At 37.0% G+C, this 12832-nt stretch carries 13 protein-coding genes, 1 riboswitch and 1 other annotated feature; of the genes, 11 read left to right on the forward strand and 2 right to left on the reverse strand.

Annotation, left to right across the window (positions count from 1 at the left end; all coding sequences use genetic code 11):
- Nucleotides 1-95 precede the first annotated feature (95 nt).
- Nucleotides 96-204: riboswitch (SAM riboswitch) on the forward strand.
- Between the two features lie 70 nt (nt 205-274).
- The 10 genes from WAZ07_RS04985 to WAZ07_RS05030 all read left to right on the forward strand — a co-directional run bounded on the left by WAZ07_RS04985 (nt 275) and on the right by WAZ07_RS05030 (nt 9466).
- Nucleotides 275-418 (forward strand): YezD family protein, encoded by a 144-nt coding sequence (locus WAZ07_RS04985; protein WP_090915417.1) that lies wholly within the window; start codon nt 275-277, stop codon nt 416-418.
- Between the two features lie 367 nt (nt 419-785).
- Complete coding sequence (locus tag WAZ07_RS04990; RefSeq protein ID WP_336471566.1) at nt 786-1490, forward strand: phosphoadenylyl-sulfate reductase; 705 nt, start codon at nt 786-788, stop codon at nt 1488-1490.
- Nucleotides 1491-1517: 27 nt separating this feature from the next.
- Nucleotides 1518-2654 carry a sulfate adenylyltransferase gene (gene sat / locus WAZ07_RS04995; protein ID WP_336471567.1) on the forward strand — a complete coding sequence of 379 codons (1137 nt, stop codon included), beginning with the start codon at nt 1518-1520 and terminating at the stop codon, nt 2652-2654.
- Between the two features lie 13 nt (nt 2655-2667).
- Nucleotides 2668-3267, forward strand: coding sequence for an adenylyl-sulfate kinase (cysC, locus tag WAZ07_RS05000; RefSeq protein WP_336471568.1), 600 nt, complete (start codon nt 2668-2670; stop codon nt 3265-3267).
- A 107-nt stretch (nt 3268-3374) separates the two neighbouring features.
- Complete coding sequence (locus WAZ07_RS05005; RefSeq protein ID WP_336471569.1) at nt 3375-4997, forward strand: nitrite/sulfite reductase; 1623 nt, start codon at nt 3375-3377, stop codon at nt 4995-4997.
- 12 nt (nt 4998-5009) lie between these two features.
- Nucleotides 5010-5210 carry a DUF3906 family protein gene (locus WAZ07_RS05010; RefSeq protein ID WP_336471570.1) on the forward strand — a complete coding sequence of 67 codons (201 nt, stop codon included), beginning with the start codon at nt 5010-5012 and terminating at the stop codon, nt 5208-5210.
- Between the two features lie 113 nt (nt 5211-5323).
- Complete coding sequence (cobA, locus tag WAZ07_RS05015) at nt 5324-6100, forward strand: uroporphyrinogen-III C-methyltransferase (protein WP_336471571.1); 777 nt, start codon at nt 5324-5326, stop codon at nt 6098-6100.
- A gap of 1 nt (nt 6101) precedes the next feature.
- Nucleotides 6102-6860: a sirohydrochlorin chelatase gene (locus WAZ07_RS05020; protein WP_336471572.1), complete on the forward strand. Its 759-nt coding sequence runs from the start codon at nt 6102-6104 to the stop codon at nt 6858-6860.
- Entirely contained in the window at nt 6829-7437 is a 609-nt protein-coding gene (locus WAZ07_RS05025; RefSeq protein WP_336471573.1) for an NAD(P)-binding protein, read from the forward strand. The genes WAZ07_RS05020 and WAZ07_RS05025 overlap by 32 nt, the downstream gene beginning before the upstream one ends.
- 329 nt (nt 7438-7766) lie before the next feature.
- Nucleotides 7767-8011 (forward strand) — a binding site (T-box leader).
- A gap of 111 nt (nt 8012-8122) precedes the next feature.
- Nucleotides 8123-9466 carry a sodium-dependent transporter gene (locus tag WAZ07_RS05030; protein ID WP_336471574.1) on the forward strand — a complete coding sequence of 448 codons (1344 nt, stop codon included), beginning with the start codon at nt 8123-8125 and terminating at the stop codon, nt 9464-9466.
- Between the two features lie 34 nt (nt 9467-9500).
- Here the strand turns inward: WAZ07_RS05030 and WAZ07_RS05035 are convergent, their stop codons facing one another.
- Nucleotides 9501-9668: a hypothetical protein gene (locus WAZ07_RS05035; protein WP_336471575.1), complete on the reverse strand. Its 168-nt coding sequence runs from the start codon at nt 9666-9668 to the stop codon at nt 9501-9503.
- A 135-nt stretch (nt 9669-9803) separates the two neighbouring features.
- The gene (locus tag WAZ07_RS05040) at nt 9804-11060 is read right to left on the reverse strand and encodes a murein hydrolase activator EnvC family protein (RefSeq protein ID WP_090915435.1); all 1257 of its coding nucleotides are present in this window, start codon (nt 11058-11060) and stop codon (nt 9804-9806) included.
- Between the two features lie 428 nt (nt 11061-11488).
- Between WAZ07_RS05040 and gltP the strand changes: the two genes are divergently transcribed.
- A complete protein-coding gene (gene gltP / locus WAZ07_RS05045) occupies nt 11489-12760 on the forward strand; it encodes a glutamate/aspartate:proton symporter GltP (protein ID WP_336471576.1) in 1272 nt (423 codons plus the stop codon).
- Nucleotides 12761-12832 lie beyond the last annotated feature (72 nt).

Consider the following 12832-nt stretch of genomic DNA (forward strand, 5'->3'; position numbering starts at 1 on the left):
TGAATAACTCCTTCTTCTTTTAAAAAATATAAATTTTATCGGAAAACTAGGATTGAAAAAATTCAGAATTGTGATAAAATACGGATATAATTACATTCTTATCAAGAGCGGCGGAGGGAACTGGCCCAAAGAAGCCCGGCAACCTACTTTATAAAAGTAAGGTGCTACTTCCAGCAAAATGGAATCCATTTTGGAAGATAAGGTAGATACGTTACCGGAACAGTCTTTTCGAAATGGGAAAGGTTTTTTTTATGAAAAAAAAGGGGGGCTGTTCGTGGGGATACGCGGACAATTTGAAGAAGTAGCAAGTAAGATTCAAGCGATGCTTACTGATATGAAATATGGTTCAATTACAATTGTTGTACAAGATGGTAAAGTGATTCAGCTTGAAAAAAGTGAAAAAGTACGTTTGAAATAAGCATGCTGACTAGAAAAACTAGAGGCGGCTTTAATCTATTTTTATTAGATTAAGGCCGCCTTTTTGTATGAGTTTTATCCCGCTATTCGTGGGCAGTAATACTCCCACCTCAAAATTCAGCGAAAGTATTGTCCAGCTCCAGTGGCTAGAATGTTCGGTGGCTTCGCTTCTTCCTACGAGGTAAAAAAACCCTCTACGTCAGAAGCTCCATCCCCCTCACATTCTGAACGAGCCACTTCCGCTTTTCTTAAGAAGTTAGGTGGGAGATAAACTGCCCGTAAAAGCCCGATTGGTTCAACTAATAATCAGTGGGGGATGAACAAAATCCCCACTGATTAAAGTTTCACTTTATGAAGGAGGTAGGGCGATGTTAACGTATGAAACATGGAAAGATCATTTTGTTTCATTTTCAGAAGATGATGAAACGAAAGGTGCTTTAGCAGCGGTGCGCTGGGCCTATGAACATTATAGGCAGGATATTGTGTATGCATGCAGCTTTGGGATAGAAGGAATGGTATTATTGCATTTAATTAACCAAGTAAATCCATCTGCAAAGGTTGTATTTTTAGATACAAATGTTCATTTTCAAGAAACGTACGATTTAATTAAAAAAGTACGAGAACGATTTCCTAAGTTGAATATTATTGAAAAGCAACCAAAACTTACACTTGAAGAACAGGCAAAAGAGCATGGCGATAAATTATGGGAACATAACCCAAACCTTTGTTGTCAATTAAGAAAGATTAAGCCGTTAGAAGAAGTGCTAACAGGTAGGAAAGCATGGATATCTGGTTTGAGAAGAGAGCAGTCTGAAACGCGAAAAAATACGCAGTTTGTTAATCAAGATCATCGTTTTCAATCTGTTAAAATTTGTCCACTTATTCATTGGACTTGGAAAGAAGTGTGGCGTTACGTATACAAGCATAATTTACCATACAATCCACTTCATGATATTGGGTATCCAAGCATCGGATGTGAAACATGCACAGTACAGGTGCAAGAAGGCGGCGATTTGAGAGATGGACGGTGGGTTGGAAAGACAAAAACGGAATGTGGTCTTCATTATCAATAAAGGCTGATAAAAAGGGAGAAGAAGAGAATGAGTGAAACAAAAACATTGGTGAATCGAATTGATACAACATATGAAACTGCACATATTGTAAAGGAAATTGAGTTAGACACAATTGCATTAAGTGATTTAGAACTTATTGCTACCGGTGGATATAGCCCGCTTACTGGTTTTTTAGGGGAAAGTGACTATGTGTCAGTAGTGGAGGAAATGAGATTAACAGATGGAGAGGTATGGAGTATTCCAATTACATTGCCTATAACAGAAGAAAAAGCGAAAGAATTACAAGAAGGAGAAGAAGTTAGGCTCGTAAAAGATGGGGTGACTTATGGTGTGATTCAAGTTGAAGAGATGTACACGCCTAACAAAGAAAAAGAGGCATTCCTTGTCTATAAAACGGTAGAAGACAAACATCCGGGTGTTAAGAAATTATATGATCGTCCTAATGTATATGTAGGAGGGCCAATTACGCTTGTGAAACGAATTGAAAAAGAAAAATTTGCCGCTTATTATTTAGATCCAAGTGAAACGCGAGCAGAGTTTCAACGGCGTGGCTGGAAAACAATCGTTGGCTTTCAGACAAGAAATCCGGTTCATCGGGCACATGAATATATTCAAAAAGCAGCTCTTGAAATAGTTGATGGCTTATTTTTAAATCCGCTCGTTGGTGAAACGAAGTCAGATGATATTCCAGCTGATGTTCGCATGGAAAGTTACGAAGTACTTCTTGAAAACTACTATCCAAATAACCGTGTCTTTTTAGCGGTATTTCCAGCGGCAATGCGATACGCAGGGCCGCGTGAAGCAATTTTTCACGCACTTGTCAGAAAAAACTTTGGATGTACGCATTTTATTGTTGGTCGTGATCACGCTGGAGTTGGAAATTATTATGGCACGTATGAAGCGCAGGAGATTTTCAACGATTTTACAGTAGAAGAGTTAGGGATTACGCCTCTCTTTTTTGAACATAGTTTTTATTGTGCGAAATGTGAGGGGATGGCATCAACAAAAACATGTCCACATGGAAAAGAAGCGCATGTCATTTTATCAGGCACAAAGGTAAGAGAACTTTTACGAAATGGAGAACTACCACCAAGTACGTTTAGTCGTAAAGAAGTAGTAGAGGTCCTAATTCGTGGTTTGCAAAAAGAAGTTGTGACAAAGTAAGGGGAGAAAATAGATGGGAACAAATATTACTTGGCATGCAGCATCTGTTTCAAAAGAAGAACGCCGAAAACAAAATAAGAATCATAGTTTTGTTCTATGGTTTACAGGTTTATCAGCTTCTGGGAAGTCCACAGTAGCCAATGCAGTAGCTCGCAAATTATTTGAGAAGAATATCGGTAATTATGTATTAGACGGAGATAATATTCGTCATGGGCTAAATAAAGATTTAGGATTTTCCGAAGAGGACCGTACAGAAAATATTCGGCGCATCGGTGAAGTGGCAAAACTATTTGTTGATAATGGGAGCATTGTACTAACAGCATTTATTTCACCATTTCGAGAAGATCGTCAGCAAGTACGTGACATAGTGGAACAAGATGAGTTTGTTGAAGTATTTGTAAAGTGTCCGATTGAAGAATGTGAAAAGCGTGATCCAAAAGGGTTGTATAAAAAGGCAAGAAGCGGAGAGATTAAGCAATTTACGGGAATCGACTCTCCGTATGAAGAGCCAATTCAAGCTGAGATTATTGTGGAAACACACCGCCATTCTACCAAAGAATGTGCACAGCAAATTATTGCTTATTTGCAAAAACGAAGCTTTATCCCGCATTAAAGGGCAGTAAGACCCCCACCTCAAGATTAATAGAAGATTAAAGAAGATAGGTGGGGGATAAAGCCCCCCACTGATTAAAGTTTCACTTTATATAAGGAGGATAACAGATGAGTTATGAAAAAGTGTGGGCAAACAATGAAAAATTAAATGCAACAGAGAAAAAGAAATTAGAAAAAGACGGTTTAGAAATTTTTAAAGATATTCCGTATTATGCTGAACATGGATTTGCGTCTATTCCGAAAGAAGAATGGGATTCTTTCAAGTGGGCAGGACTATATTTGCAGCGCCCAAAAGAAGCGGGATATTTTATGATGCGTGTGAATATCCCATCTGGAATTATAACAAATGAACAAGTGGAGGCTCTCGCTTCTATTGCAGAAGATTACGGCCGTGATGTACTTGATATTACAACGCGTCAAGCGATTCAGTTTCATTGGCTACAAATTGAGCAAATTCCAGACATTTTCGAGCGATTAGAAAAAGTAGGTTTATCGACAGCTGGGGCATGCGGTGATATTACACGTAATATTACAGGCAATCCACTCGCTGGAATTGATGAAAATGAATTGTTTGATACACAAGTAATTGTGCGGGAGGTATATGAATATTTTCAGCACAATGAAGAATTTTCAAATCTACCCCGTAAATTTAAAATGTCAATTAGTTCAAATGTGTACAATTCAGCAAATGCGGAGATTAACTGTGTGGCATTTACACCTGCAACGAAAGAAATTAATGGAGAGACAGTCATTGGTTTTCACGTCAAAGTGGGAGGCGGTTTATCAGCGCGTCCATATTTGGCGGAAGAATTAGATGTATTTGTTTTACCAGAGCAAGTGAAAGAGGTAGCAATTGCTATTGCAACGATTTTCCGTGATTTTGGATATCGTGAAAAGCGCCATTTTGCTCGCTTAAAATTTCTTGTTGCAGATTGGGGAGCAGAAAAATTTAAAGAACAGTTATTACAATATACAGGACCTTTATATGAGAGAGGAGAAAGTGCTCTAAAGGGGTGGAATGCTGGTTACTTTTACGGTGTTCATAAGCAAAAGCAAGATAATCAATATTATATTGGTTTCAATGTACCCGTCGGTCGTCTACATGCAGAAGAAATGTATGAGATTGCTAGAATTGCAAAACAGTATGGAAATGGTGAAATTCGTACGTGTAATTCACAAAACTTTATTATTCCGAATGTGCCTCAAGAAAATATTGATGCACTATTGCAAGAACCATTATGGGAAGTAATCTCTGCAAAGCCAAAGTCATTTATCGGTTATGCAGTTTCTTGTACAGGAATTGAATATTGCAATTTAGCATTAGTAGAGACGAAAGAAAGATTACGTAATATTGCAGATTATTTAGATACAAAGCTTGTATTAGATGTACCAATTCGTATTCATATGGTCGGTTGTCCAAATTCTTGCGGCCAACGACAAATTGCTGATATCGGCTTGCAAGGTATCAAAATGAAAACGAAAGAAAAGGGGATGGTTGAAGCGTTTGAAATTTATGTAGGCGGGACGCTATTAGGCGGAGGTGCTTACAATGAAAAGCTAAAAGGGAAAATAGATGGTGAAGACTTGCCACATGTTCTTACTGCATTTTTAACATATTTTAAGGAGAATAAGCTCCCTAGTGAAACGTTTTATGAATTTGTTAGTCGTATTGGAATAACGGATTTACAAGCAGTATTAGATACGATTTTAGAAGAAGTGATTGCATCGTAGGGGGAGAACAATATGGATTTATATCGTTTTGAAGCTGTTTTGGAAAATGGTGTTGTTTCTGTAGTCGTTGTTGCGCAAAGTGAAGAGCAAGCATTTCGTCTCGTTGAAGTAGAACTTGAAAAATATTTTTTACCTTTGCCGGAAGTGAAAGAAATTTCTTTATATGAGAAAAAGAAAATTCGAAAGGGAGCAGCGTTTGTATTGCATGAGTAGGAAACGGTCTAATCAATGCCAACAGGAAGTAAGACGGAAAATTGTCAACTTCCATTAGTAGAAAAGGTTCTGCTGATGGAAGTTTCACTTTATAGAAGAAATGAGGAGAAAGTATGGGGAAAGTGTACATTGTTGGTGCAGGGCCTGGTGATCCAGAATTAATTTCTGTGAAGGGCGTAAAATGTATTAGGCAAGCAGATGTCATTTTATATGATCGTCTTGTGAATAAAGAACTGCTTTCTTATGCAAAGCCAGAAGCGGATTTAATTTACTGCGGGAAACTTCCAAACTACCATACGATGAAGCAAGAAACGATTCATGCTTTTTTAGTGAAGTATGCAAAGAAAGGAAAGATTGTGACGCGTTTAAAAGGCGGAGATCCTTTCGTATTTGGAAGAGGCGGCGAAGAAGCGGAGGCATTGGTGAAACATAATATTCCGTTTGAGGTTGTTCCAGGTATTACAGCTGGGATTGCAGCTTCTGCATATGCAGGGATTCCTGTTACACACCGCGAAGCTAGCACAAGTTTTGCAGTTGTAACAGGGCACCGGAAAGAAGGAGCAGAAGAGGAAGTGAAGTGGGAAAACTTAGCGAAGGGTGTCGACACGCTTGCCGTTTATATGGGGGTAAGTAATCTTCCTTATATATGTGAACAGCTTCTGAAATATGGGAAAAGTGAACATACGCCAGTGGCGATGATAGAGTGGGGGACAACAGTATCTCAGCGTACAATTACAGGAACATTAGGAAGTATCGTATCTGTAGCAGAGGATGAGCGAATCCAAAATCCGAGTATGATTATAATTGGGGAGGTTGTACGCTTTCGCGAGAAAATTCATTGGTTTGAACAAACGCTTGAACATTCGTCTCTACTTAGCGGAGTGCTTTAACATGAAAGCGGTACTCTATATTTGTCATGGCAGTCGAATGCAGGAAGCGTGTGAAGAAGCGGTTGCTTTTGTTACATCATGTATGGAACGTATATCAGCTCCTATTCAGGAAGTATGCTTTTTAGAATTAGCATCTCCTTCTATTGCTGAGGGAGTTGCAGCTTGTGTACAAAAAGGGGCAAATCAAATCGTGATTGTCCCTGTCTTTTTATTAGCGGCAGTTCATGTAAAAATAGATATTCCTAAAGAGTTAGGACGACTGCAAAATCAATATCCTTATGTGTCTTTTTCATATGGAAATCCATTTGGTGTTTCTCGTAAACTTGTTACTGCAATTTTAGATGGCAGCGGAATGAAATCCATTGGAAAACGAGTTACTCTTTTACTTGTAGCAAGAGGGAGCAGTGATGAGGGAACGTTAAGAGATGTTAGGGCCATTGCGTCATTGTTTGAAGCGGCAGATGAAGTAGAGCATGTCGAAGTATGTTATTTAGCAGCAGCTAAGCCGCGATTTGAAGAGAAGCTGCATGAGCTTGTTCAAACAACGAATGCTCCGATTGTTATCCTTCCATATCTTTTATTCACAGGATTGTTAATGAAAAGAATTGAAAAAACAGTTCGGAAATATAACCATTCTCAAATTGTATTATGTCCGTATGTAAGCAAAAATCAGGCGTTTCAGGATATGCTCATTAAGCATACAGAAGAAATGATAAGGGAGAATGTATATGTATCCATTAACGGTGCGAATAAAGAATAAACTTGTTGTTTTCATTGGTGGCGGACGAGTCGCGGCATTTAAGATAGCTCCTTTATTACAACAAGAAGCTAATATTATTGTCATTAGTAGAAAATTGGATAAAAGTTTAATTCAGCTTGTAGAAGAACATAAAATTCGGTGGTTTCAAAAAGAATATGAAACAAGCGATCTTATCGGGGCTTTTTTAGTTGTGGCAGCAACGGACGATCCGTTGTTAAATGAGAGAATTGCAGATGATGCAGCGTCAAATCAATTAGTAAATGTAATTACAAATCCGGAATGTGGTAATGTTCATTTTCCAGCAGCTATTCATCGGGGCAAATTGAACATTGCTGTATCTACTGAAGGGGCAAGCCCAAAACTTGCGAAAAAAATTCGTGATAAAATAGCAGGGAAATATGATGATCGTTATAAGGAATACCTAGATTTTTTATATGAAGTACGTATGAAAGTGAAGCAGTTACAACTAGATAAGAAGAAACAAAATATTGTATTACAGGAAGTGCTTAAGTCTACCTATGTACACGATATAGAAGAGCGAGAAACACTTCTGTATTCTTTATATAAATACAAATAAAAAAATCGACATAAAAATCCTCTTTCTTTTTAGGTGGGCGAGAGCATCTGGCCATGTATAGAAGCGGTCAGGGCCTTTTTCTGCTACATGCAAGGTTTAAAACAAAAGGAAAAAGCAAGTAGGGGTCATGTTGTATTCTGCACAGCGGCAACTTATATGTCGAAAAATTAAAATGTATATATAGATAAAAAAGCTAGTATTTTGATAGTTTGTGATGTTTTCCTCTCTTTAATAAAATAAAGAGTTACTAAAAAGGGAGAAGAGCTGTAAATTAATTTATTCTTTACAAATGAAATAATCTCCTCTATAATCACAATTAACTTCAATACATGAAATCGATGAGCAAGAAGAGTACGTATATTTGAGACGTTCAGAGAGCTGGGAAAAGGTGTGAGCCCGGTACGATAAAATATACAGAATGGGCTTGCGAGAGGTATGTTGAACGGATAGTAGGCAACCCGGGTTCCGCCGTTACAAGGATAAGGTATCGGAAGTTTTCCTGTACCTGAAAAGTGGGATAGTTTATCCAATTGAGGTGGTACCACGGTATTATATTATACATATCGTCCTCTACATGCATAATAGCGTGTAGGGGACTTTTTTATTTCCTGAAGGAGGTGGGCGAGTATGAACTGAAAGTGTATAATTAAGAAAAGTATAAATATTCAGATAAGGAGAAGTGAACATGAAAGAAACACAGCAATGGACGTCGAAAATTGGTTTTGTACTCGCAGCAGCCGGGGCAGCAGTAGGACTTGGGGCGATTTGGAAATTTCCATACGTTGCCGGGAATAGTGGAGGAGGAGCTTTTTTTCTTGTCTTTTTATTCATGACAATATTTATTGGGATGCCGCTTTTAGTGGCGGAATTTGTGATCGGTCGCAGTACGCAAAAAGAAGCGGTGACAGCGTATAAAGTATTAGTACCAAATAATAAATTATATCCATGGATTGGTCGCATGGGGGTTGTGACATGTTTTAGTGTTTTATCATTTTATAGTGTTGTTGGAGGTTGGATTTTACTTTATTTATTTTATAGCGTAACAGGTGGATTATGGGAGAATGCCGCTGATTACGCAAAATTATTTGGAGAAACAATCGCAAATCCAATAAGTGCAATTGGAGCACAATTTATTTTTATGCTTTGTACAATTTTTATAGTAAGTAAAGGTGTAGAAAAAGGAATTGAAAAAGCAAGTAAGTATATGATGCCGCTTTTATTTGTTCTGTTTCTTGCAATCATTGTTCGTTCTCTTACATTGGACGGGGCGTGGAAAGGTGTGGAATTTTTCTTAAAACCAGATTTCTCAAAATTAACAGCAAAAACAATTTTATATGCGATGGGACAATCGTTCTTTTCACTTACGGTTGGAGCTTCGGTTATGGTCACATATAGTTCTTATTTGAAAAAAGAAGAACATTTAGCAAAATCAGCAACGTCAATTACAAGCTTAACAGTCTTTGTTACTGTACTTGCGGGGCTAGCGATTTTCCCGGCGATTTTTGCGTTAGGTGTTAGTCCGACAGAAGGACCAGGATTATTATTCATCGTTCTTCCGGCTGTATTTGGAGAAATTCCTTTCGGGCATTTTTTCTTTATTTTATTCTTAATTCTGTTTTTCTTTGCAACGATTACATCGGCAATTTCTATGCTCGAAATTGTAGTTGCTTCCGTAGCGAAAGAGGATGAAAAGAAGCGTCCATCGGCATCGCTCTTAATTGGACTGCTTATTTTCGTAGTTGGAATTCCAGCAGCATTATCATTTGGAGTTATGAGTGATGTGAAATTATTCGGAAAGACATTTTTTGATTTAGTGGACTTTATGGTGAGTAACGTATTACTTCCGCTTGGTGTATTAGCCATTTCGCTCTTTGTACCAAATAAAATGAAGAAAGAGTTGTTAATGCAAGAATTAGAAGTTACAGGAACAAGAGGAAAAACGCTGTTTAATATATGGTTTTTCTTGCTTCGTTATATCATTCCGATTACAGTTATTCTTGTATTTTTAAATGTTATTGGTGTATTTTAGTTGATAAAAAACGGAGAATATTCTCCGTTTTTTATTATGATGTAGAAGTTTGTAATAGACGAGTATATGTTTTAAAAGCTACAACGGCTGCGATGAAGGAACCAATAAAAAAGATACCGGATCCAACTACTGAAAATATTCGGCCTATAAATGTCTCTTTGGCTTCTTGTAATTCTACAACTGCTTGTGATTCTTGATTCATGTGTAGACCTCCTCAAAAAACTTTTATATTATTGTATGTGTAATGCCTAGAAGGTGTTAAAAATCGCAAAATAATATGAAAGATGAGGCTCACTTGTTTTACATAAATAAAAAACTCGGCAATTGCCGAGTTTTTTTATTTAATATAAGGAGCTGGATCTACAGCATTTGATTTACTTTGATTCCATTCCCCGATATGTAGTTCGAAGTGCAAGTGTTGTCCTTGTGAATCTCCTGTATTTCCCATAAAACCGAGTTGCTGGCCTTGTGTTACTTTTTGTCCAACTGAAACAGAGCGGCTACTCATATGAGCATAAACAGTTGTATATGTTTGACCGTTCATACGGTGCGATAAGTATACAACGTTTCCGTAGCTACTGGAGAAGTCAGAGCGGATTACAACCCCATCAGCTGCAGCAACAATGGGTACGGTTCCGGGTGATGCAATATCAAGGCCTTTATGGCGACTACGACTTGGATCATCAAATCCAGAAGTAAAGCCACCAGCTGCTGGTTTAATAAAACCACCAGTATTTTTCACTTGAGATGCAGGAAGAATTGGTGCTAAAGGAGCTGATTGCTGAGATTGCTGAGGTTGCTTTTGTTCTTCAGCTTTTTTTGTTTCTGCTGCACGTTTTTCCTCTTCAATTGCATTTTGGACAGCTTGACGTTGATTTTCTAGAATAGTCTTAGCTTCTTCTAAACTTTCCATCTCAGAATCTATTTTTGAAGCCTTTGCGTGCAAATCAGCAATCAAAGTTTGTTGTTGCTGTTGGTTTGCTTGTAGTTCTTGCTGTTGTTTCTGTAATGTTTGCTCAGCTTCTTTCAGTTGTTGTTCTTTTTTCTCAATTGCTTCTTTTTCTTTTTTAATGGTATCTTGATCGTATGTTTGTTGTTTTACGATATCTGTATCATTATTTAAAATTAAACTGATAGAATACACATTTTCTAATAGTTCGGCGATATTGTTCGTATTGATTAATACTTCTGTAATTAAATTTGTACGAGGTTTTTCTTGCATAGATTGTAATCTCTGCTTAATTAATTCTTGGCGTGTATCGATTTTCTTTTGCAGTTCTTCAATATGCTTTTTTTTCTCTGCGATACTGTTTTGTGTTTTTTCAATTTCCGCTTTTGTTGCTTTTAAATCTGCCTCATTTTTATTAATAGAAGCAGTTAATTCATCGATTTTTTTCTGCAATTCTTGTATTTCTTTTTCTAATTGTTGTTTTTCTTCTGATTTCATATGTAATTCTTGTTGCTTACCGTCTAGTTGTGATTGAATATTAGATAATTTATCTTGACTCGTCTCCGCATACGCTGTTGAAAGCACAGGAGAAACGAAAATAGTGCCGGCTGTCAATAAACTAAACGCTGTTATTTTTTTGTTCATCTGCCTAACTCCTTCCCTATGTTTCTATATAATCATAGAAAAGCGAAAAATGTCTATTGTTGTAATGATAATGTAAAAAAATATTTAAATAATTGTTATTAAATGTCGGAAACTAGAAGAATTTTACGTCTTAATTGCTCATTTCTACTATAAAAATTTGTTCAGATAGTAACTGATGTATAGCAAGAAACAAGCGGAAGGAATCGTTCTCATGTTAGGTTTTCTTACATTGGTTTTATTTTTGTCAAGAAAAATATTTGCACATTGGCAAAGTTATTTAGTTGTCAGATTTTTATTTTTGCCTTATCATTTTAAGAGGGGAAGAAAGTATTGAATAGTCGAACAATATTTAATACTTCTATTTTTGTATTTTATAGAAAAATAGAATATGAAAATTAAGAACATCTAAGAAGGGGGTTGCAGCAAGTATGAAAAGAATTGGACTTGCGTGGCAAATTTTAATAGGTCTTGCTCTTGGTATTCTGGTAGGCGCGATCTTTTATGGCAATCCAGAGGTTGCAAAGTATCTACAACCGATTGGTGATATTTTTATTCGTTTAATTAAAATGATTGTTGTACCAATCGTAGTAGCAAGTATTGTTGTTGGTGTTGCCGGCGTTGGCGATGTGAAAAAGCTTGGACGTTTAGGCGGAAAAACAATTATTTATTTTGAAATTATTACAACGATTGCGATTGTTGTTGGTTTATTAGTGGCAAACGTATTCCAGCCGGGAAAAGGCGTGAATATGGCAGATTTACAAAAATCGGATATTTCTAAGTACACAGCTACGACAGAGCAAGTACAAAGTCATTCATTTGCAGATACGTTCGTAAATATCGTTCCAACGAACATTATGAAGTCGTTAGCAGATGGAGATATGCTTGCAATTATTTTCTTCTCTGTATTATTTGGTTTAGGTGTAGCGGCAATTGGAGAAAGAGGAAAACCAGTTCTGAATTTCTTCCAAGGTGTAGCCGATGCAATGTTTTACGTAACAAACCAAGTTATGAAGTTTGCACCGTTTGGTGTGTTTGCGTTAATTGGCGTAACGGTTTCTAAGTTTGGTGTAGCGTCATTAGTTCCATTAGGTAAATTAGTTATTGTTGTTTATGGATCAATGATTTTCTTCGTTGTTGTTGTATTAGGTCTAACGGCAAAGCTATTTGGAATTAATATTTTCCAATTCTTTAAGATTTTAAAAGACGAGCTTATTTTAGCATATTCTACAGCAAGCTCAGAGACGGTTCTACCAAAGATTATGGAAAAGATGGAACGTTTCGGTTGCCCGAAAGCAATTACATCTTTCGTTATCCCGACAGGTTATTCATTTAACTTAGATGGTTCAACATTATATCAAGCAATTGCAGCGATTTTCTTAGCGCAAATGTATGGTATTGATTTATCTATTTCACAACAAGTTACATTACTTCTTGTATTAATGGTTACTTCAAAAGGGATTGCCGGTGTACCGGGCGTATCGTTCGTTGTATTATTAGCAACACTTCATACAGTAGGTATTCCGTCTGAAGGTTTAGCATTTATCGCTGGTATTGACCGTATTTTAGATATGGCACGTACAGCAGTAAACGTAGTAGGTAACTCATTAGCTGCAGTTGTTATGTCTAAATGGGAAGGACAATATGACGCAGAAAAAGGACAAGCTTATTTGAAAGAGATTTCAGAGAAGCAAGTAGCTTAAATGATAGAAAGGCCTTCACGGTAAACGTGAAGGCCCTTTTCTATATAAATACATATAAAAAACCTTTCTTTT

It is taken from the genome of Bacillus bruguierae (assembly GCF_037104725.1).
Taxonomy (GTDB): Bacteria; Bacillota; Bacilli; order Bacillales; family Bacillaceae_G; genus Bacillus_A; species Bacillus_A bruguierae.

Excerpts from the sequence above, each read along its gene's own strand:
- WAZ07_RS05020 (WP_336471572.1), top strand. The coding sequence starts at position 6,102 with ATGAAAGCGGTACTCTATATTTGTCATGGCAGTCGAATGCAGGAAGCG.
- WAZ07_RS05025 (WP_336471573.1), top strand. The coding sequence starts at position 6,829 with ATGTATCCATTAACGGTGCGAATAAAGAATAAACTTGTTGTTTTCATT.
- sat (WP_336471567.1), top strand. The coding sequence starts at position 1,518 with ATGAGTGAAACAAAAACATTGGTGAATCGAATTGATACAACATATGAA.
- WAZ07_RS05040 (WP_090915435.1), bottom strand. The coding sequence starts at position 11,060 with ATGAACAAAAAAATAACAGCGTTTAGTTTATTGACAGCCGGCACTATT.
- WAZ07_RS05005 (WP_336471569.1), top strand. The coding sequence starts at position 3,375 with ATGAGTTATGAAAAAGTGTGGGCAAACAATGAAAAATTAAATGCAACA.
- cobA (WP_336471571.1), top strand. The coding sequence starts at position 5,324 with ATGGGGAAAGTGTACATTGTTGGTGCAGGGCCTGGTGATCCAGAATTA.
- cysC (WP_336471568.1), top strand. The coding sequence starts at position 2,668 with ATGGGAACAAATATTACTTGGCATGCAGCATCTGTTTCAAAAGAAGAA.
- WAZ07_RS05035 (WP_336471575.1), bottom strand. The coding sequence starts at position 9,668 with ATGAATCAAGAATCACAAGCAGTTGTAGAATTACAAGAAGCCAAAGAG.
- WAZ07_RS05030 (WP_336471574.1), top strand. The coding sequence starts at position 8,123 with ATGAAAGAAACACAGCAATGGACGTCGAAAATTGGTTTTGTACTCGCA.
- WAZ07_RS05010 (WP_336471570.1), top strand. The coding sequence starts at position 5,010 with ATGGATTTATATCGTTTTGAAGCTGTTTTGGAAAATGGTGTTGTTTCT.
- WAZ07_RS04990 (WP_336471566.1), top strand. The coding sequence starts at position 786 with ATGTTAACGTATGAAACATGGAAAGATCATTTTGTTTCATTTTCAGAA.
- gltP (WP_336471576.1), top strand. The coding sequence starts at position 11,489 with ATGAAAAGAATTGGACTTGCGTGGCAAATTTTAATAGGTCTTGCTCTT.